Below are 18,297 nucleotides of genomic sequence, written 5' to 3' on the forward strand. Positions count from 1 at the left end.
TTATTTTTTCTTTCTAATAATATCTTCTAAAACTGCTTTACTTGGATAATTGATAACACGTAAAGTAATCGTGTCTTTTTTGGTAGTTTGTCCTTCAATAATGTATAATTTACCTTTTTGGTAACTAATATTACTTTTGTCAAAATCTACATCACCATAAGTTAAAGTATTTTTAATATCAATGGTATCAATCCAATCTTCGGCTAATTTTCTAGAAGCTTCAATACTATAATTGAATGGTTTGTTTCGTAAATCATTCAATACTCTTGCATTTGGAAAATAATTGCATCGGGTATCTTTACCACTTAGAACTAAGGCGACGAAAAACATTCCAATTACAAATCCAACTAGATAATATGCAAAACGCTGATAAAATTTCATTTAAATTTTTTTTGCAAATGTAAACTAAAGAACCGAAAATTCACAAATATGAAGATTTAAAAAACAATTAAATTTATATCACTATCGGGTAAGTTAAACCAATCCCCAATGGCTTTATTGGTTAAAATTCCGTGGTATAGATACACGCCATTTTTTAATCCTTTATGACATCGTAAGGCACTTTCCAATCCACCATCTTCCGCAATTTGTAATAAATAAGGAGTTATAATATTACTGATGGATAATGAAGCTGTTTTGGAATAACGAGATGGAATATTAGGCACACAATAATGAATTACGTTATTTTTAATAAAAGTCGGTTTTTCATGTGTTGTGATTTCAGAAGATTCAAAGCAACCACCAGTATCTATGCTAACATCAACTATAACAGCACCTTTTTTCATATGTTCTACCATAGTTTCTGTAACTACCACAGGACAACGTTCTTTTCCTCTCATAGCTCCAATAGCTACATCACATCGGCGCAACGCTTTCAATAACGATTTAGGTTGGATAGTAGAAGTAAAAACACGCTGACTCAAATTATTCTGTAAACGACGTAATTTGGTGATTGAATTGTCGAATACTTTTACATTAGCACCAAGTCCGAGTGCCGTTTTAGCAGCAAATTCGCCAACTGTTCCAGCACCTATAATGACTACATCAGTAGGAGGAACGCCTGTAATATTTCCAAACAATAATCCTTTACCAAATTGGTTGTTAATCATTAATTCGGCAGCTATTAGTATGGAAGCTGTTCCTGCAATTTCACTTAATGATTTTACAGCAGGGTAGGAACCGTCTTCATCTTTAATGTATTCAAAAGCTAGCGCTGTAATTTTCTTTTTGGTAAGCGCTTCAAAATATTCCTTTTTTCGGGTCTTTAGTTGAATGGCCGAAATAATAACCGAGTTCGGATTCATCATCTCAATTTCGGTCATCGTAGGAGGTTCTACCTTTAAGAGCATTGGGCAAGACAATACTTTTTGTGTGTCATTTGTAATTTCTGCACCGGCATCGCTATATTCTTTATCAGTATAACTTGAACTTTCTCCAGCACCAGTTTCCATCAGAATTCGGTGACCGTGAGCCGTTAGAGAATGTACTGCATCAGGTGTAAGGCAAATACGTCGCTCTTGATAACTAGTTTCTTTGGGAATTCCGATGAAAAGTTCGCTCTTGTAGCGTCCGATTTCTAATTTTTCTTCTTGTGGAAGTAGTTGTTGTTTTGTAAAAGGTGTAAGTGACATAGTTACAAATGAATTATCGCACAAGTTACAAAAAAAGAATGTCAATATCAATTTCAAAAATCAATTTCAAACGTTCTAAATAAACTGTCATCACTTCGACTAGTTTTTTGAAAGTTGCGATAAGTTATTTTTAAAAAATAACCCTTTTTTAATTTAGAATTAAATGTCGATTTCCATCTGGTAAAGCAACAATTTTAATTATTGAATGTTCCTCGGGGATTAAATTCGGAATATTTTCTGCCCACTCTATAAAACACCAATTTCCTGAGTATAAATAATCGTCAATACCCATGTCTAATGCTTCTATTTCCGATTTTAATCGATACACATCAAAGTGATAAAGGTATTGATTTTCAATTATTTGATATTCATTAACTAAAGAAAAAGTGGGACTACTTGTAGCATCATTTACACCAAGTTGTTTTGCTAATGCTTTAATTAGGGTGGTTTTACCAACGCCCATATTTCCATAAAAAAGAATTACTTTTTTTGGGTTTTCAGTGATAATTTTTTGTGCGACTTGCTCAATTTCGTTTAATGAGAAAATAACTTCCATAGTAGATTATCTTGGATTAAAAACTAAAAAGGGTACGATCATTTCTTCTAATGAAATTCCGCCATGTTGGTACGTATTTCTATAATAACTCACATAATGATTGTAATTGTTTACGTAGGCTAAGAAATAATCATTCTTGGCAAAAATATAAGAACTACTCATATTTATGGTAGGCAAACCTATTTTTTTTGGTTCTTTAACGGCATAAACTTCTTTGTCTTCATAGGTTAGGCTACGGCCCGTTTTGTATCTAAGATTTAAACTGGTGTTTTTATCACCTATAACTTTTGAGGGATTTTTTACGTTAATGGTGCCATGATCGGTTGTTATTATTAGCTTAAAACCTAACTTTTGTCCTTGTTGAATAATATCCAATAACGGTGAATTTTTAAACCAACTCAAGGTTAACGAACGGTAGGCTTTATCATCAGAAGCCAACTCTTTAACCACATCCATCTCGGTTTTAGCATGTGAAAGCATGTCTACAAAATTGTATACCACCGTTACTAAATTATTATCTTTTAATGCTTTGAAGTTTTCTGCTAATTTTTTACCACCAGCCAGATTGGTGATTTTAAAGTAATCTTGTTTAATGTTTAAACCCAAACGTTTTAAATGTGCGGTTAAAAATTCGGACTCATATAAGTTTTTACCTCCGTCATCAACATCATTTTTCCAATATTGTGGAAATTGTTTTTCCATTTCTAAAGGAGTCAAACCCGAGAAAATAGAGTTTCTAGCATATTGTGTGGCAGTTGGCAAGCTAGCGTAATACGGAATTTCTTTTTCGAGTTTATAATAATTGTTAACCGTGCCTTCTATCGCTTTCCATTGATCGTAGCGCAAATTATCGATAACAACAAATAGAATGGGTTTGTCTTTTTTAACAAGTTCAGGTACGACTAATTCTCTAAAAAGCGTATGTGATTGTATTGGCTTGTGAGCCTTTGGTTCAAACCAATCTTCATAATTGCGTTCAATAAACTTTCCAAATTGTGAATTGGCTTCTACTTTTTGAGATTCTAAAATGTCAATCAAATTGGTATCCTCAATGTTTTCCAATTCTAGTTCCCAAAAAATAAGTTTTTTATACAATTCAACCCAATCTTCAAAAGAATTCACCATAGCCAATTCCATGGCAATTTTTCGAAATTCTTTTTGATAATCTAAAGTTGTTTTTTCAGAAACCAATCTGGAGTGGTCTAAATTTTTCTTTAAACTCAACAAAATTTGATTCGGATTAACCGGTTTGATAAGGTAATCGGCAATTTTTGAACCTATAGCTTCTTCCATGATATATTCTTCTTCACTCTTAGTAATCATTATTACAGGAGTAGAAGATTTCTTTTCTTTAATTTCGGCAAGGGTTTCTAAACCACTCATTCCAGGCATATTTTCATCTAGAAAAACAATATCAAAATTATTTTCTGAAAACACATCAACAGCATCACGACCATTGTTGCATGTTGTTACCTCATAGTTTTTCTTTTCTAGAAAAATGATGTGTGGTTTTAATAAATCAATCTCGTCGTCAACCCAAAGTATTTTTATTTTATTCATGAGGTACTTATTTTGTTGCAATTTACTATTTGTATAACGATATATATATTAAAAATTGTATAAAATTATTTAAAGTATACAGAAACAAACAAATTTTTAGATAGCAGTTTTTAATTATCTGGAAATGTGAAGTTTTAGATGAAAAATGCGGATTATTAAATTTTAACATATTATTGCTGTTGAATATTAAGATATTCTTAAGAAAAAAATATATAAATTTGTAAATCATTAAAATAACAAACATTGTAAATTCTGTATGAAAAATATTTTTTTAAAGAAAATTCCTCTTTTTTATGTTGCTGTGGTTCTTGCTTTTACAATACTAATAACAGGTTTTGCTACATCTGAAATCACAAAAAAAATATCAGCTGATACTGATTCTTCGACATCAGATCAATCTGTGTGTGCATATAAAGTGAAGAGGTTAACAGGATTTAGTTATGTTAAACCTTTATTATTTGTAGACAATGAATGTGAATCTGAAAATCTATCTTCAGTCAAGCAATCAGTGTATCAATTGATTGAAAATTATAAAAAAAATAAGGTTATTACTTCGGCCTCAGTATATTTGAAAGCCTATAGTACAAATGATTGGACTTCAATTAATCCGGATGAAAAATTCAAACCAGGTTCGTTATTAAAAGTACCAGAGCTAATTACTTTTTTGAGAATGAATGAAATTAAACCTGGGATTTTGGATAAAGTTATCCTTTTTGATAAACCATTCGATTCCGCAAAAAAACCTGAGTTTGTATCGAAATCAATTCAATTAGGTCAAAAATATACCGTTAGGGAATTGTTGACTTACATGATTGCTTATTCTGATAATAATGCTACTTATATTCTAAATACGCTCATTGATGTTGATGTGTTTAAAAAAGTTTTTACTGATTTAGATCTACCAGCACCCGATTGGAATGCGAGTGATTATCCATTGACGGCAAGTGATTTTTCATTGTTTATGAGAGCCTTATTTAATGCCTCGTATCTTACCATTGAGGATTCTGAATTTGCCACTAAACTTCTTAGTAAATCGGATTTTAAAGAGGGTATATTAAAAAGTTTGCCACCATCTATTAAGGCAATTCATAAGTTTGGAGAAGCTGGAGATTTAGTAGAAAAACAATTGCATGAATCTGCTGTGATTTATTTGGATAATAGTCCCTACCTTGTTACTATTATGACTAAAGGAAACGATATGAAAAAATTACCCGAAGTAATCAGTCAGATTTCAAGCCTTATTTATCAAAATATGAATACATCGTCTAAAAATATGTAATCAATTACACCTTTTTATACTAATTTAAAAAGTAGAAATTATGAATGACGCGCATTTACACATGGTGGTGAACCATTTCCCAATAATAGGAACTATTTTTGGGTTTGGTATTTTGATTGTAGGAATGATATTGAAAAATAAGACGATAAGAAATGTTTCTTATTGTTTGTTTGTAATTGCTGCTCTTTTTGCTGCAGTGAGTATGGCTACTGGTGATGGAGCAGAGGAGATGGTTGAAGAAATGCCTAACATTGGACGTCAAATTATTCATGAACATGAAGAAATGGCCGAAAAATTAGCGCTTGTATTGTATCTTTTAGGAGTAGTGTCGTTAGTGGGATTATTCTTTAACATGAAAAATAATGCCAAAGAAAAAATATTTTCTTTTATTGGAGTAACTATAGCTGCGGTAGCTATTTTTTTGGCACAACAAACCGGTACTACAGGCGGTGAGATTAGACATACTGAGATTAGAGCAAATGCTGCAACGACCTCAGTTGAAAAAACGTCGATTGAAAACAACAGTGATCGCGATTAAAAACGTGTAAATTAGGCAACAGTTTTATCAAGCAAAAGTACTTGACTCTTCAATCTTTCAATAAGCATATTCATCATACGCTTGTTAAGGTTTGAAGAGTTTTTTATGTATTCGGTATATTCACTTATAGTGAATAATGCTATCACCATCCCTTTAAGAGAGTTTCTAAACTTAATGTCGCGCTGAATTACATTTTCAATGTAGGCCATTTTTTTATCGGGAGATAAGCTAAAAAAAACATTCTTTTGTTTAATCGCATAGTTTAAAAAAACCTCAATAAACAAATCGTTCTGTAGTTTTAAAATAGGACGTAGGGTTTTATTTTGAAATAATTCTTCTGGTGAAGACTGATTTGATATTGTACCAATGGTTTCACCACGCAATTCTAACAATGTTGTATCTCTTGCTTCCATTTTTTATTTAAAGTTATAAAAAAACCTCTGTCGCTAAACAGAGGTTTTTTTTATTTATTAAGAACTAATTGTTAATTATTCTTTGATTTTGAAAGTAACTCTTCGTACTAATTTTCTAGCACCATCAGAATCAACTGCTACAGATGCATCTTCACCAGCTGAAATAACGTTCAATCTATTGGCATCGATACCTGCTTTGATTAAGATAGCTTTTACAGCTTCTGCACGACCTTTAGATAATGCATCGTTTTTAGCACTTGTACCAATCTCGTCAGCGTGACCATAAATATCAATAGAAGCGTTTGGATTGTTTTTCAAGTAAGTTCTAATAAAGTCAATACCTTCAGTAGAAACATTAGTAGGATTTACTTTTCCTGTATCAAAGTAAGTTGTAACATAACCTTCGTTTACTAAACGTTTAATCATGTCAGAATTTGATTTTTCAGACGTTTCTTTAGTAGTTTTATCAACATATCTTTCCAATTCGTCTGGAACACCATTTCTGTTCATATCAACCATTTTACCTCTAGTATCAACAGCAACACCTGCAACGGAGTTGTTTTCTTGATCTAAATAATCTGGCACGCCATCTTTATCAGTGTCATTCATAAGGGTTTCCATATCACCAACTCGTTTATCAAGAGCATCAATTTTATCAAGATTTTTATCTCTGATAGTTGCCCAATCGCCATGAATTTCATTTGGACCAAATGAATAGGTAAGACCTAATGAAGTAGTGATTAATTGACCATTTAAGTTGTTGATGTTGTCTGAATAACTTCCATCCCAATTAAAATGCTGTCTGTAATTGTTTTGAATAGAAATGTCAAGAAGAACAGCCATTTTTTTAGAAACTCTGAATTGAGGAGTAACCCCCATAACAAGTCCACCATTAAATTCAGAAACACCATTGTTATGATCGTGTTCAATAACATTGGCAGTTTTGGATGTCATTCGATCGATTCTTAATCCACCGTGAAATAACAAACCAAATCGTTTGATAGATTCTTCAATACCAAACAATCTACTAACATTTACGACACCTTCTAAGGAAAGTCCTATTTGTTGCATTTCAAATGGAATACTTCCATTGTTTTTAGTATTCTTTAAATCATTGTAATGTAATGCTGTTTTAAAACCAAATTTAGGGCTAATCATATATCTAGCACCCAAGCTAAAACTATTGGCTTGAGGCTTTCCTAGAAAAGTATTTGGGTTGCTTGAAAAATATCCAACATCATAGGGTTTTACACCTTTACCTTGACCTACGGTGGCTTCTATTGTCCATTTGTTGAATTCAGATTTTGCGGAGTCTTTCTGTACTTTGTTTTCTTGGGCTGTAACAGAAGCTGCCGAAACTAACAATAAAGACAATACTGTAATTTTTTTCATTTTATAATAAATAGGTTAAATTCTTTATAATTATTTGCAAATATAATAGTTTACAATAAATTACCAACTTTTTAAGACATAAAAACCATAATTTTGTTATCAAATACTTAAAAGTTTAAATATTGTGAGGATTTCGAAAATATTTGTCACTGTTGATGTTGTTTTATTCAAATTATCGGCTAATTACTTGGAATTATTATTAATAAAACGCAAAAACGATCCCTACAAAAATTGTTGGGCTTTACCGGGTGGTTTTGTCGATTCTAATGAAGATTTGGAAGATGCTGCTAAAAGAGAATTATTGGAAGAGACCACTATTGAAATAGATAGTTTAGAACAACTTAAAGCATTTGGAAAACCTTTCCGAGACCCGAGATCTCATGTAGTTTCAATTGCTTACATGGGTTATGCAAACGAAAACACTATTGCCATTGCTAATGATGATGCCAAAGAAGCGAAATGGTTTTCGGTTAATGATTTGCCAAAATTAGCTTTCGACCACGATGAAATCATTAAATTTGCTTTATCAAAAATAGCCTTAAAATGAGATTTCATACTAGAAAATGGGTAAAACCAGAAGACTTAAATCCGAATAGCACTTTATTTGGAGGACGATTATTAGCATGGATTGACGAAGAAATAGCCCTTTATGCCATAATTCAACTGGAAAGCCCAAGAATTGTAACCAAACACATGTCGGAAATTAATTTTAGAAGTTCGGCCAAGCAAGGTGATATTGTTGAAATTGGAATTGATGTCATCAAATTTGGAACTACCTCATTAACCTTGATGTGTGAAGTGAGAAACATGATGACTAAAGAAACCATAATCACAATAGATACCATAACGATGGTTAGTGTTGGTTTGGATGGAAAACCACAAGCACATGGCAAAACCAAAATAGAGTTTGTAGAAGATCGTTTGAAAAAATAATTAAACTACAAAATTACTTTTGTCTGAAGGCATTTCATAAATTTCCAAATCAAAATATACAATTGAAGCAATAATATGGTCAAAAATATCGGCCATAATGTATTCGTATTGTTCAAATCTCTGATCTTTTGAAAAAGTGTAAATTTCTAATGGAATTCCTTGTGCAGTAGGTTGTAATTGCCTGCAAAGTAAAATCATATTTTTATTCAATCCTGGGTAATGTTCTAAATAATTGGTGATGTATTTTCTAAACAAACCAAAATTAGTCATATTTCGACCATTGATAGACAGTGATTTGTCCACATTATAGGTCTTGTTGTATTTGCTAATTTCCGTTTGACGAACGTCGATATAATTAGAAATCAATTGGATTCGTTTCATTTTATCCAATTCTTCATCGGTCAAAAAACGAATGCTTTTGGCTTTGACTAAAATATGTCTTTTAATTCTTCGCCCATCTGAATCCAGCATACCACGCCAGTTTCTAAAAGAATCTGAGATCAAACTGTAGGTTGGAATGGTTGTAGTAGTATTGTCAAAATTTCTAACTTTTACCGTTGCTAAGTTAATTTCAATAACATCACCATCGGCGCCATACTTGTCAAAAGTTATCCAATCGCCAATACGAACCATATCGTTTAAGGAAACTTGAACACTGGCTACAAAGCCTAATATAGTATCTCTAAAAATTAAAATTACAATTGCCGAAATGGCTCCTAAAGTTCCTAATAGTGTTGTTTTATCAACTTCAAATAATTTAGAAATAATCACCCCAACGCCGTATATCCAAAGTACAATCATAATTACTTGAATGTAGCTGTCAATGGGTTTATCGCTAAATCTGGGTTGGTCTTTCAAATAATCTTTTATAGCGTTAAGTACACTTCGAATGATCCATAAGGACAAAAGAATGATGTAAATCCCAACCAACTTTCCAAACATAGATTCCCAATACACATAATGTTCTAAAATTACGGGAACCGATTTGTAAATAAATACAAACGGAATTAAATGGGCAATGTATTTTGCGGTCTGATTTGAAACGAGTAAATCGTCAAATTTGGTTTTAGTTTTCTTGGCTACTATTGCCAATATGGTCACTAATACTAATCTGAAAACCACATAAATAAAATAGGCTAAAAAGCACAATATTATGATGTTAAGAATCAAACTAACATAGGACGATAGCGTGTCTCCGAGATGCATTTTACGCAACAAAGGATACAACCAACCAAATAAATGTTCTAAAAAATTATGCATTTTTTAAATATTTTCTTTCAATAAAAAAAGCACCAAACGGAATTAACGATCCTAAAATAACAATTAACAATTCTTTGGTATTCCAATTTTGTTTTTCTTTAATCATATAGGCCAAATAAAGGTAGGCAATAAATAGAATTCCGTGTGTCATTCCGATTGGAAAAAGTAGTGTTTTGTACAAAACCAAATCATTCGGTTTGATAAGCAACATATTCGCTAACAAAATTAAATAAGAGAATCCTTCTAGAATGGCTGTAAATTTAAAAATCTTTGTCATTGTAATTATTTTGGTCTACAAAATTAAGTAATAAGGTTAATAATAAACCTAAAAAGTGCGTTACTTTTGTAATAATTTAGTATTTCTATGAGTAAAAGAGATTTAAAAAAGTATTTGTCCGAATTGGATAAAAACCAACTGGAAGAGCAATTGATAGCGTTGTACGACAAGTTTAAAGATGTTAAAGTCTATTATGATTTTGTTTTCAATCCAAACGAACGCAATTTAGTTCGAGAGGCCAAACTTAAAATTTCAAATGAATATTTTCCCATTCGAGGTAAGAGGCCTAAAATGCGACGTTCTGTAGCTCAGAAATTCATCAAACATTTTATCACCTTAGGTGTTGATTCCTATATCGTTACAGATGTAATGCTTTATGCTGTTGAAATTGCTCAAGCATTGTCTTCCGAGAAACAAATAAACAGTGAAGCATTCTATAAAAGCATGCTCAATTCCTACCAACAAGCCATTAGTTTCATTATCGAAAAAGGGATTTTAGAAGATTTCAAAAGTAGAGTAGTGGCTATAAAAGAGGAAACTATCAAGCAAAATTGGATGAATAAATTCGAATTTGATGCCATTGTAGAACGATTTGATTATTAAATAATTATTATTTTTTAAAATAATGCCATGAAACTCTTTTTTAAGTGTATTTTTGCAAAATTGTAAAATTCGCTATGCCAAAAAAGGATATACTTGCCGAAATTGAAGATAAAAAGGAGCTGTACGGCTACCAAAAAGGAGATATTGACAAAATTTTTGAACGATTAGACAATGCACCTCACAATTACCATCTTTTATATCAATTGCCAACAGGTGGTGGAAAAACTGTAATTTTTTCAGAAATTACCCGACGTTATTTAGAACAACACAATAAAAAAGTGGTGGTTTTAACGCATCGAATTGAACTTTGTAAGCAAACTTCTAAAATGCTTAAAACGTTCGATGTTAAGAACAAAATCATCAACAGCGCTATTAAAGAACTTCCAGATCAAGATGAATATTCTTGTTTTGTAGCGATGATTGAAACCTTGAAAAACCGTCTTAATGACGAAAAATTAGAAATACAAGATATTGGTTTAGTGATTATTGACGAAGCTCACTTCAATTCGTTTAGAAAGTTATTTAGCACCTTTGAAAATGCTTTTATTCTTGGAGTTACGGCAACGCCTTTAAGTTCGAACATCAAGTTGCCGATGTATGAAAATTACAACGAGTTGATTGTAGGCGACACCATTCAAAATCTTATCGATAAAGGATTTTTAGCCAAAGCAACAACTTACAGTTATGATGTAGGATTAACGTCGTTAAAGGTTGGAATAAACGGCGATTATACAGTGAAATCCTCCGACGATTTGTACAGCAATATGGTGATGCAAGAGAAATTGTTGCACGCATACACCGAAAAATCATTAGGTAAAAAGACCTTAATTTTTAACAACGGAATTAATACTTCATTACATGTTTATGAAAGCTTTAGACATGCAGGTTATAATATTAGACATTTAGACAATACAACTTCTACAGAAGATCGAAAAGATATTTTGCATTGGTTTAAAAAAACACCCGATGCAATTTTAACGTCTGTCGGTATTTTAACAACCGGTTTTGATGAACCTACAGTGGAAAGTATTATTTTAAACCGCGCTACCAAATCGTTAACGCTTTATTTTCAGATGATTGGACGAGGTTCAAGACGATTGCCCAATAAGGATAATTTTACGGTTATTGATTTAGGGAACAACGCTTTACGCTTTGGTTTATGGAACAATCCGATGGATTGGCAGCACATCTTTAAATCACCAGAATATTATTTAGAAAGTCTTCGTGATGATGCCGAAATTGAAAGCAATTTTAAATATGTAATGCCAGATGAATTGCGTAAAAAATTCAAGAATTCCATAGATATTTCTATGGACATTCATGAAGAATTCAAATACACCGTTAAAAACAATCTGAAAGCCAAAACGATTATTGAAAAATCACTAGAACAACATGCAACGATGTGTGTTGAAAATACTGATGATTTATCGGAAGCTCGTAAACTTTCAAAAGAATTAAACGATGATATCGAATACCGAATCAAACAATATTGTATTTGTTTAGGTAATGTTACCAAAAATTATAGAAGTTGGCTTATTGAAGATTATACCTTAAAATTAACCATTGCTATTGGTAGAATTTACCGCATCAAGATCATGAATGAGCTTTAAATAAGTAGTTTTTTTGTTTATTTCAAAAAATATATATTTGCACTATAATTTATATTATGTAAAATAGAATTTTTAAAAATTGTACCTTGTTAAGATTTTAATAATCTAATTAACATCAGATATAATACCTACTACTATCTTTAACTTTATTAGTTTTGTATTTTAAAGCTTTTTTTATATTTTTATAAAATTAACACCAATTATGAGTAACGCAATTTCACAACGTGTAGCCGATTTTTTAAAAGAATACGAACCTTTTAATTATCTTCCTTACGAGGATTTAATTAAGATTGCAAACACAATTCGTGTAATTAATTTAGAAAAACACAAATCGCTATTTCAAATTAATGATGTATTGCACGATTCTTTTTATGTGGTGGCTTCTGGTGTAATTCATTTGACCGTAATTTCTGATGCTGAAGAAACGCTTTTAAATAAATGTTACACTGGAGATATTTTTGGCTTGCGTCCGTTTTTTGCCAAAAACAATTACCAAATGACAGCTAAAGCTCGTGAAGAAACCATTGTATATGCAATTCCGATTGCAACTTTCAAACCTTTTGTAGCTCAAAATTCGGATGTTTTGAACTTCTTGTTAGAGAGTTTTGCAGCCAATACTAAAAGTGGCTCGTTAGACTCCAATCATGGTTTGCTTTCAGACAATATTTCCTATTCTGATAATCAATCAGATATGCTTTATTTTCAGTCACTTACCTACAATAAATCACCTTTAAAAATTGGTATTGAAACCATGATTAAAGATGCGGCTCAATTGGTAACCGATAATATGTTAGACAGCGCACTGATTACAGAAGAAGGTTATCCTGTTGGAATTGTAACGGATAAAGATTTTCGATCTAAAGTTGCTACGGGTCGAATTGCATACACGAACACCATTAGTAAAATAATGGCCTCACCTGTGATTACTGTTTCCGAAAATATTTCAGTCGCTGAAGCACAGTTGGTTATGTTAAAATATGGTGTAACCCACTTATGTGTAACTCATGATGGCACTGACAAATCAGATATTAAAGGCATTATTTCGGAACATGATTTGGTGGTGGCACAAGCCAATAATCCTGGTGTTCTTCTAAAAGAAATTAAACGTTCTCAAACGGCTAAAGAACTAAAATTAGTTCGCGACAAACTCAATGAAATCATCCAATCATCATTAAATAAAAACATTCCATTAACTCATATTAATAGTATTGCAGGCGAAATCACTTTAGCTATAGTAAAACGTGCTGTTGAACAAGCTATTTTAGATTTAGGCTCACCTCCTGCTCGATTTGCGTGGTTATGCATTGGTAGTCAAGGGCGTAAAGAGCAATTGTTACTTACCGACCAAGATAGTGTTTTGGTTTTTGAAGATGTTTCCGCCGAGAAATACCGTGATGTAAAGGATTATTTTTTAAAATTGGCTAAAAAAACGACTGCAACTCTAGAAAAAGTGGGCTTTTCAATTTGTCCACAAGGCCACATGGCGAGCAACATGTTGTGGTGTAAATCATTGACAGACTGGACAAAACAATATAGTAACTGGATGAATACTCCAGGTGAAAAATCCAATGAAATAAGTAGTGTCTTTTTTGATTATGAAATTGCATTTGGAGAACAAAAAATTGAAGATGCAATTACAGATGCCATCTTTAAAAATGCCAAAAACAACGTATTATTTTTTGATTATTTAGGAAATGATGCCCTCAAAAAGCCAGCGCCACTTAACTTCTTTAAAAAATTCAATTTAGAAGAAGAAGGCGAGCACAAAGGAAAATTTGATATTAAAACACGAGCCTTAATGCCTTTAATTGATGGCGCTAGATTGTTAGTGTTGAATAATAATATTAAAGGAATTAATAGCACGTATTTGAGATACAAGCAATTAGCAATGATTGATCCTAAGTTTTCTGAAGTCTATCTTAATTGTGCTGATGCCTTTTTAGTACTTTCTAAGTTCAGAGTGCTAGAAGGTTTGAAGAATGATAGCTCAGGGCAATATATCAACTTGGAGGAACTGAATAAGGTAGACAAAGAAAAGCTCAAAAATGCGCTTGCTCCTATGAAAGAATTGGAAGAATTAATTAAAGATCGATTTCAACTGACTCAATTTTCGTAATTATGCTGGACTGGTTAAAAAACATCAATAAAGAACATCCCGAATTTTGGAAAACTTATGTGTCAAAATTTGAAAAAAAAGGAAACAGATATGTAGCGTTAAGTATTGATTCTACAGGTTTGAATCCAAAAAAAGATGTGATTCTATCTTTTGGTGCAATCGGAATTGTAAACGATAATATTCTTATTGGTGATGTTTTTGAAGTAACCATTCCACAATATAAATTTCTTCATGATAATGGTTTATCAAATGATTTTTTATTAGAATCGGAACAACCCAAACTTTCGGAAGTACATGCTTTGGAAAAATTTATTGAATATATTGGAAATGCAACATTAGTAGGGCATCGCATTAATTTTGATATTGAAATGATTAACGAATCTCTAGAGAAATTAGCTTGCGGTAGACTGAAAAACGAAGCATTGGATATTGAAGTGATGTACAAAAAATTACACGACATAAACGATAAAAACTTTTCATTAGACGAATTGAGTTCGCAGTATAAAATATCCACAACAGAACGAATTTCAACAACAGATGATGCATTTACAATTGCGTTACTATTCCTAAAAATGAAATCTCGTTTGGGTTTCAAGTAATGGTTATTACTCTTTCAAACATTCCGTGATGGGTTATCGATAATGGTCTCAGCAATAAATTTTGATCTAAATAATTCGGAACTCCATTATGTTTGTAAATTTTTAATGGTTTCAAAATGGGTTTTATCTTGTCAAAATCATTAAAATTGACAACTGCTTCGGAATAAATAAACCCAGAACTGATTTGGGTTCGGGTATAATATTGCAAATCGTCAAAAACCACTTTTTCCGCTTCCAAATTAAAACATTCATAGTGTATCGGATTGAATTTTCTAATGCCACTTTGTCTATTGTAGATTTTGTATGCAGCTTCTTTCCTACTCCAAAGACTCCAAACTATTAAGTCGGGTGTTTTTGAAGAACGAATTTGATACTGTTCTTGAGGTGTAAAAATTTTATCTAAAAATCGCTTACGTTGCCAGTTACTCTCTTTGTAAGCTAATGTCAAATCTACAATGTCGTTTCCTATCACTTTTCTGCTAATTTAGTATTAATAATTTCTATAGCCGCTTTAATAGTAAGCATCTTTTCCATAGAAGCATTGTCGATTTCTATATCAAAAACTTCTTCGGTATCTAAAACAATATCGACTAAATTGGCAGAATTAATATTCAAATCATTAATAAAATCAGTCTCTTCAGACAAATTATTAAAAGCTTCTTCGTTTTTTACAAAGGGCTTCACAATTGTTTTCAACTTTTCTAATAGTTCTTGTTGGTTCATAGTTTATAGGTATTTTTTAAAGATAACACAGCCATTAACATCCCCAAAACCAAAACTGGCTTTGGCTACTGTAGTAATGTCTTTTTCAATTATTTTTTGTGGAATTTTCGATTCATTGATTAATGACGTGATTTCTGGATTTAAATCTTCAGAGTTTATATTTGGAAAAACAAATCCGTGATGAATTTGCAATACAGAAGCGACACTTTCAACACTTCCGGCTGCCGATAAACAATGACCAACCATTGATTTTAATGAATTTATATACGGAAAATCTGTGCCATTTCTTTGTAATGCTTCTGTCCAATTTTTAATCTCCAAACTGTCTTTGGTAGTAGCCGTTAAATGTCCGTTTAGGGTATCAATATCATGTGCTGAAATACCTGCATTTGCAATAGCATCCACAATACATTTTTGTACCGCAACTGAGTTGGGAGCTGTCATTGTGCCTTCTCCACGCTGACCGCCAGAATTTAGATTTCCACCCAAAACTTCAGCATAAATTTTGGCACCACGACTGATAGCGGTTTCTAAATCTTCTAGAATTAAAGCTCCTGCTCCACTTCCAGGAACAAAACCAGAAGCTGTTTCGCTCATTGGCCTAGACCCCTTTTCAGGAACATCATTATGTTTGAAGGTACAAACCCGCATGGCATCAAATCCGCCCCAAATATAAGGTCCAGAATCACTGGTACTGCCTGCAATAATGCGCTTGGCTTGTCCCGATTTGATACGTTCATACGCCATCAAAATACTTTCGGTTCCTGTTGTGCAAGCAGACGAATTAGTAGTGACTTGATTGCCTAATCCCAACTTTCCGCCAATGTATGCACTTACACCCGAATTCATAGTTTGTGCCACCGCAGTACTTCCTAATTTTCGAGTTTGAAAATCGTCAATTTTGTAGATACTTTCTCTAAATTTATCAATTCCGGATGTTCCTGTTCCAAAAATTGCTCCCGAATCCCAATCGGGTTTTTCGTTATGTTCAATTGATAATCCTGAATCGTTCCACGCATCCAAGGCAGCAATTACCCCATAAAGTATTCCTGTTGAATTGAAATTTCGCAATTCCAATTCGGTAAAATAGTGTAAAGCCAACTCGGTTGAAATTTCCGGCTTGCCAGATATTTGACAAGAAAATTGCAATCGTTCTAGTTCCGCATCGTGTTTTATTCCGGATATTCCATTTTTTATAGCATGAGTAAACGCGTCTAGTCCTACTCCATTTGGAGCCACAATTCCTAAACCGGTTATGACAACTCTTTTTTTCATAACATCATTCCTGCAATAGTACCGTTACATACTTCAATTCCTAGTTGATTGATCATTTTTACGTTACATTTTAGTTTTCCAAATCGGAAGTATATTTTTTTTGAAATTACAGTAACTTTTTCATTCGGAAAAACAGGTTTTAAAAATTCTATTTCATTGGATGTTAATACTATTGAAGTGTTTTTATTGACTGATTCATTTAACAAATAAATTCCCAAACATACTACTCCAATTTGCGCCATTACTTCGGTTAAAATTACACCAGGTGTCACCGGATTATTTATGAAATGCCCTTTGTAAAAATCTAAATCCTCTTTAAAGGTAAAATTACCTTCTACTCCATTTTCATCAATAGCGGTGATTTCATCCACAAACAAAAAAGGTTTGGAATACGGTAATTTTGATATAATTTCTGCTGCATTCATTTTTAAAACTCTAATAAAATCCGTTGGGCTGAAAATCCTGGACCAAAACTTAACATCAATCCTTTTTCGCCTTTTTGTGGTTTTGCATCCATAATTCGCTCTAAAACATAAAGCACTGTGGCGCTCGACATATTGCCATACAATCGTAATACTTCTTTGGTATCGTTAATATTTTTGCCTAAATTAGAAAATAAATCTTCTACTGTAGTGACAATTTTCTTTCCACCTGGATGAAAAATTAAATGATCAATGGCTTCAATCTGTAATTTATTTTTTTCTAAAAAGGGATGAATGATATTGGGAAAATGTGAAGCAATCGTATCAGGAACTTCAATATCTAAAACCATTTGCAAACCCGAATTGGTCAATTTAAATCCCATCATGTGAATGTTGTCGAAAAAGTGGTACATTTCTTCAGCAATAATTTCTGGACCTTCATCATCTTCATTTGACGAAAGTAAAACACAAGCTGCACCATCACCAAAAATAGCTGCACTAACAATATTTGCCATCGAAAAATCATCAAGTTGAAAAGTGGCTGTTGGACTTTCTACAGCTATAACTGCGGCTCGTTTTCCGGGATTGGCTTTCAAGAAATTCTTCGCATATATTATACCTGATATCCCTGCAGCACAACCCATTTCGGTGACAGGCAACCGCACAATATCTTGACGTAATTGCAATGAATTGATTAAATAGGCATCCAGTGACGGAATCATAATTCCGGTGCAACTCACAGTGATGATAAAATCTAAATCGGTTGATTTCCAATGCGCTTTATCCAGTGCTTTTTGCAAGACTTTTTCGCCCAAATCAATCACTTCTCTAATGTAAATATCATTGCGTTCTTCAAAAGAAGTTTTGGTAAAAACCTCAATTGGATCCATAATGGAGTAACGCTTGTCTACCATGGCGCCCTCAAAAATTTTTTTTACTTTTCTGATAAAACGAGGCTCTTGATTAATCAACCAAGTATCGAGAAATGGCAAAATTTCTTCGGTTGTTCTAGAATATTTTGGCAATTGCTTGGCAACAGTAACTATTTTTACACTCATTTTCAATGACAATTTCAATTTCAAAAATCAATTTCAAATAAATCTTGATTTT

The 18,297-nt window shown here is 32.4% G+C and carries 21 protein-coding genes; 8 read left to right on the forward strand and 13 right to left on the reverse strand.

Annotated elements, in window-relative coordinates:
• The 4 genes from ACODSI_RS00975 to porX all read right to left on the reverse strand — a co-directional run bounded on the left by ACODSI_RS00975 (position 1) and on the right by porX (position 3,747).
• Positions 1 to 381 (reverse strand): DUF4258 domain-containing protein, encoded by a 381-nt coding sequence (locus tag ACODSI_RS00975; RefSeq protein WP_488914966.1) that lies wholly within the window; start codon positions 379 to 381, stop codon positions 1 to 3.
• A 56-nt stretch (positions 382 to 437) separates the two neighbouring features.
• On the reverse strand, positions 438 to 1,631 hold the full coding sequence (locus ACODSI_RS00980; RefSeq protein ID WP_488914967.1) for an alanine dehydrogenase: 1,194 nt from the start codon (positions 1,629 to 1,631) through the stop codon (positions 438 to 440).
• 148 nt (positions 1,632 to 1,779) lie between these two features.
• Complete coding sequence (gene tsaE, locus ACODSI_RS00985; RefSeq protein WP_488914968.1) at positions 1,780 to 2,187, reverse strand: tRNA (adenosine(37)-N6)-threonylcarbamoyltransferase complex ATPase subunit type 1 TsaE; 408 nt, start codon at positions 2,185 to 2,187, stop codon at positions 1,780 to 1,782.
• Between the two features lie 6 nt (positions 2,188 to 2,193).
• Entirely contained in the window at positions 2,194 to 3,747 is a 1,554-nt protein-coding gene (gene porX / locus ACODSI_RS00990; RefSeq protein WP_488914969.1) for a T9SS response regulator signal transducer PorX, read from the reverse strand.
• Between the two features lie 256 nt (positions 3,748 to 4,003).
• On the opposite strand from porX, the gene ACODSI_RS00995 reads away from it, so the two are divergent.
• A complete protein-coding gene (locus tag ACODSI_RS00995) occupies positions 4,004 to 5,026 on the forward strand; it encodes a serine hydrolase (protein ID WP_488914970.1) in 1,023 nt (340 codons plus the stop codon).
• A 40-nt stretch (positions 5,027 to 5,066) separates the two neighbouring features.
• Entirely contained in the window at positions 5,067 to 5,564 is a 498-nt protein-coding gene (locus ACODSI_RS01000) for a DUF2231 domain-containing protein (RefSeq protein ID WP_488914971.1), read from the forward strand.
• 11 nt (positions 5,565 to 5,575) lie between these two features.
• On the opposite strand, the gene ACODSI_RS01005 is transcribed toward ACODSI_RS01000, so the two are convergent.
• Together ACODSI_RS01005 and ACODSI_RS01010 are read right to left on the reverse strand one after the other, a co-directional pair.
• Positions 5,576 to 5,977, reverse strand: a complete 402-nt coding sequence (locus ACODSI_RS01005) for a glyoxalase (protein ID WP_488914972.1) — start codon at positions 5,975 to 5,977, stop codon at positions 5,576 to 5,578.
• Between the two features lie 75 nt (positions 5,978 to 6,052).
• Positions 6,053 to 7,369 (reverse strand): OmpA family protein, encoded by a 1,317-nt coding sequence (locus ACODSI_RS01010; protein ID WP_488914973.1) that lies wholly within the window; start codon positions 7,367 to 7,369, stop codon positions 6,053 to 6,055.
• Between the two features lie 124 nt (positions 7,370 to 7,493).
• Here ACODSI_RS01010 and ACODSI_RS01015 point away from each other — a divergent pair, with 124 nt between their 5' ends.
• The gene (locus ACODSI_RS01015) at positions 7,494 to 7,916 is read left to right on the forward strand and encodes an NUDIX domain-containing protein (RefSeq protein WP_488914974.1); all 423 of its coding nucleotides are present in this window, start codon (positions 7,494 to 7,496) and stop codon (positions 7,914 to 7,916) included.
• Entirely contained in the window at positions 7,913 to 8,302 is a 390-nt protein-coding gene (locus ACODSI_RS01020; RefSeq protein WP_488914975.1) for an acyl-CoA thioesterase, read from the forward strand. Before ACODSI_RS01015 ends, ACODSI_RS01020 begins: the two co-directional genes overlap by 4 nt.
• Here ACODSI_RS01020 and ACODSI_RS01025 read toward each other — a convergent pair whose 3' ends face one another.
• Positions 8,303 to 9,562 carry a mechanosensitive ion channel family protein gene (locus tag ACODSI_RS01025; RefSeq protein WP_488914976.1) on the reverse strand — a complete coding sequence of 420 codons (1,260 nt, stop codon included), beginning with the start codon at positions 9,560 to 9,562 and terminating at the stop codon, positions 8,303 to 8,305.
• Positions 9,555 to 9,839: a DUF3817 domain-containing protein gene (locus ACODSI_RS01030; protein ID WP_488914977.1), complete on the reverse strand. Its 285-nt coding sequence runs from the start codon at positions 9,837 to 9,839 to the stop codon at positions 9,555 to 9,557. The genes ACODSI_RS01025 and ACODSI_RS01030 overlap by 8 nt, the downstream gene beginning before the upstream one ends.
• An 87-nt stretch (positions 9,840 to 9,926) precedes the next feature.
• Here ACODSI_RS01030 and ACODSI_RS01035 point away from each other — a divergent pair, with 87 nt between their 5' ends.
• The 4 genes from ACODSI_RS01035 (at position 9,927) to ACODSI_RS01050 (ending at position 14,767) form a co-directional block, all read left to right on the forward strand.
• On the forward strand, positions 9,927 to 10,442 hold the full coding sequence (locus ACODSI_RS01035) for a DUF6155 family protein (RefSeq protein WP_488914978.1): 516 nt from the start codon (positions 9,927 to 9,929) through the stop codon (positions 10,440 to 10,442).
• A 74-nt stretch (positions 10,443 to 10,516) separates the two neighbouring features.
• A complete protein-coding gene (locus tag ACODSI_RS01040; RefSeq protein WP_488914979.1) occupies positions 10,517 to 12,052 on the forward strand; it encodes a DEAD/DEAH box helicase in 1,536 nt (511 codons plus the stop codon).
• Between the two features lie 202 nt (positions 12,053 to 12,254).
• Positions 12,255 to 14,168, forward strand: a complete 1,914-nt coding sequence (locus ACODSI_RS01045; protein ID WP_488914980.1) for a DUF294 nucleotidyltransferase-like domain-containing protein — start codon at positions 12,255 to 12,257, stop codon at positions 14,166 to 14,168.
• Positions 14,169 to 14,170: 2 nt separating this feature from the next.
• Positions 14,171 to 14,767, forward strand: coding sequence for a 3'-5' exonuclease (locus tag ACODSI_RS01050; RefSeq protein WP_488914981.1), 597 nt, complete (start codon positions 14,171 to 14,173; stop codon positions 14,765 to 14,767).
• Here ACODSI_RS01050 and ACODSI_RS01055 read toward each other — a convergent pair.
• Genes ACODSI_RS01055 through ACODSI_RS01075 form a run of 5 tightly spaced genes read right to left on the reverse strand, consistent with a single transcriptional unit; the run spans position 14,760 to position 18,245 of the window.
• Positions 14,760 to 15,239 carry a 4'-phosphopantetheinyl transferase family protein gene (locus ACODSI_RS01055; RefSeq protein WP_488914982.1) on the reverse strand — a complete coding sequence of 160 codons (480 nt, stop codon included), beginning with the start codon at positions 15,237 to 15,239 and terminating at the stop codon, positions 14,760 to 14,762. The two genes, ACODSI_RS01050 and ACODSI_RS01055, sit on opposite strands and share 8 nt — an antisense overlap.
• Positions 15,236 to 15,490, reverse strand: a complete 255-nt coding sequence (locus tag ACODSI_RS01060) for an acyl carrier protein (protein WP_488914983.1) — start codon at positions 15,488 to 15,490, stop codon at positions 15,236 to 15,238. Before ACODSI_RS01060 ends, ACODSI_RS01055 begins: the two co-directional genes overlap by 4 nt.
• Positions 15,491 to 15,493: 3 nt before the next feature.
• Positions 15,494 to 16,765: a beta-ketoacyl-[acyl-carrier-protein] synthase family protein gene (locus ACODSI_RS01065; RefSeq protein WP_488914984.1), complete on the reverse strand. Its 1,272-nt coding sequence runs from the start codon at positions 16,763 to 16,765 to the stop codon at positions 15,494 to 15,496.
• Positions 16,762 to 17,190 (reverse strand): 3-hydroxyacyl-ACP dehydratase FabZ family protein, encoded by a 429-nt coding sequence (locus tag ACODSI_RS01070; RefSeq protein ID WP_488914985.1) that lies wholly within the window; start codon positions 17,188 to 17,190, stop codon positions 16,762 to 16,764. Before ACODSI_RS01070 ends, ACODSI_RS01065 begins: the two co-directional genes overlap by 4 nt.
• 2 nt (positions 17,191 to 17,192) lie before the next feature.
• On the reverse strand, positions 17,193 to 18,245 hold the full coding sequence (locus ACODSI_RS01075; RefSeq protein WP_488914986.1) for a type III polyketide synthase: 1,053 nt from the start codon (positions 18,243 to 18,245) through the stop codon (positions 17,193 to 17,195).
• Positions 18,246 to 18,297: the final 52 nt, after the last annotated feature.

The organism is Flavobacterium sp. FG139, from assembly GCF_057809695.1.

Bases quoted from the DNA above. Each gene is read 5' to 3' on its own strand.
- ACODSI_RS00975 (WP_488914966.1), bottom strand. From the start codon at position 381: ATGAAATTTTATCAGCGTTTTGCATATTATCTAGTTGGATTTGTAATT.
- ACODSI_RS00980 (WP_488914967.1), bottom strand. From the start codon at position 1,631: ATGTCACTTACACCTTTTACAAAACAACAACTACTTCCACAAGAAGAA.
- tsaE (WP_488914968.1), bottom strand. From the start codon at position 2,187: ATGGAAGTTATTTTCTCATTAAACGAAATTGAGCAAGTCGCACAAAAA.
- porX (WP_488914969.1), bottom strand. From the start codon at position 3,747: ATGAATAAAATAAAAATACTTTGGGTTGACGACGAGATTGATTTATTA.
- ACODSI_RS00995 (WP_488914970.1), top strand. From the start codon at position 4,004: ATGAAAAATATTTTTTTAAAGAAAATTCCTCTTTTTTATGTTGCTGTG.
- ACODSI_RS01000 (WP_488914971.1), top strand. From the start codon at position 5,067: ATGAATGACGCGCATTTACACATGGTGGTGAACCATTTCCCAATAATA.
- ACODSI_RS01005 (WP_488914972.1), bottom strand. From the start codon at position 5,977: ATGGAAGCAAGAGATACAACATTGTTAGAATTGCGTGGTGAAACCATT.
- ACODSI_RS01010 (WP_488914973.1), bottom strand. From the start codon at position 7,369: ATGAAAAAAATTACAGTATTGTCTTTATTGTTAGTTTCGGCAGCTTCT.
- ACODSI_RS01020 (WP_488914975.1), top strand. From the start codon at position 7,913: ATGAGATTTCATACTAGAAAATGGGTAAAACCAGAAGACTTAAATCCG.
- ACODSI_RS01025 (WP_488914976.1), bottom strand. From the start codon at position 9,562: ATGCATAATTTTTTAGAACATTTATTTGGTTGGTTGTATCCTTTGTTG.
- ACODSI_RS01030 (WP_488914977.1), bottom strand. From the start codon at position 9,839: ATGACAAAGATTTTTAAATTTACAGCCATTCTAGAAGGATTCTCTTAT.
- ACODSI_RS01035 (WP_488914978.1), top strand. From the start codon at position 9,927: ATGAGTAAAAGAGATTTAAAAAAGTATTTGTCCGAATTGGATAAAAAC.
- ACODSI_RS01040 (WP_488914979.1), top strand. From the start codon at position 10,517: ATGCCAAAAAAGGATATACTTGCCGAAATTGAAGATAAAAAGGAGCTG.
- ACODSI_RS01045 (WP_488914980.1), top strand. From the start codon at position 12,255: ATGAGTAACGCAATTTCACAACGTGTAGCCGATTTTTTAAAAGAATAC.
- ACODSI_RS01050 (WP_488914981.1), top strand. From the start codon at position 14,171: ATGCTGGACTGGTTAAAAAACATCAATAAAGAACATCCCGAATTTTGG.
- ACODSI_RS01060 (WP_488914983.1), bottom strand. From the start codon at position 15,490: ATGAACCAACAAGAACTATTAGAAAAGTTGAAAACAATTGTGAAGCCC.
- ACODSI_RS01065 (WP_488914984.1), bottom strand. From the start codon at position 16,765: ATGAAAAAAAGAGTTGTCATAACCGGTTTAGGAATTGTGGCTCCAAAT.
- ACODSI_RS01070 (WP_488914985.1), bottom strand. From the start codon at position 17,190: ATGAATGCAGCAGAAATTATATCAAAATTACCGTATTCCAAACCTTTT.
- ACODSI_RS01075 (WP_488914986.1), bottom strand. From the start codon at position 18,245: ATGAGTGTAAAAATAGTTACTGTTGCCAAGCAATTGCCAAAATATTCT.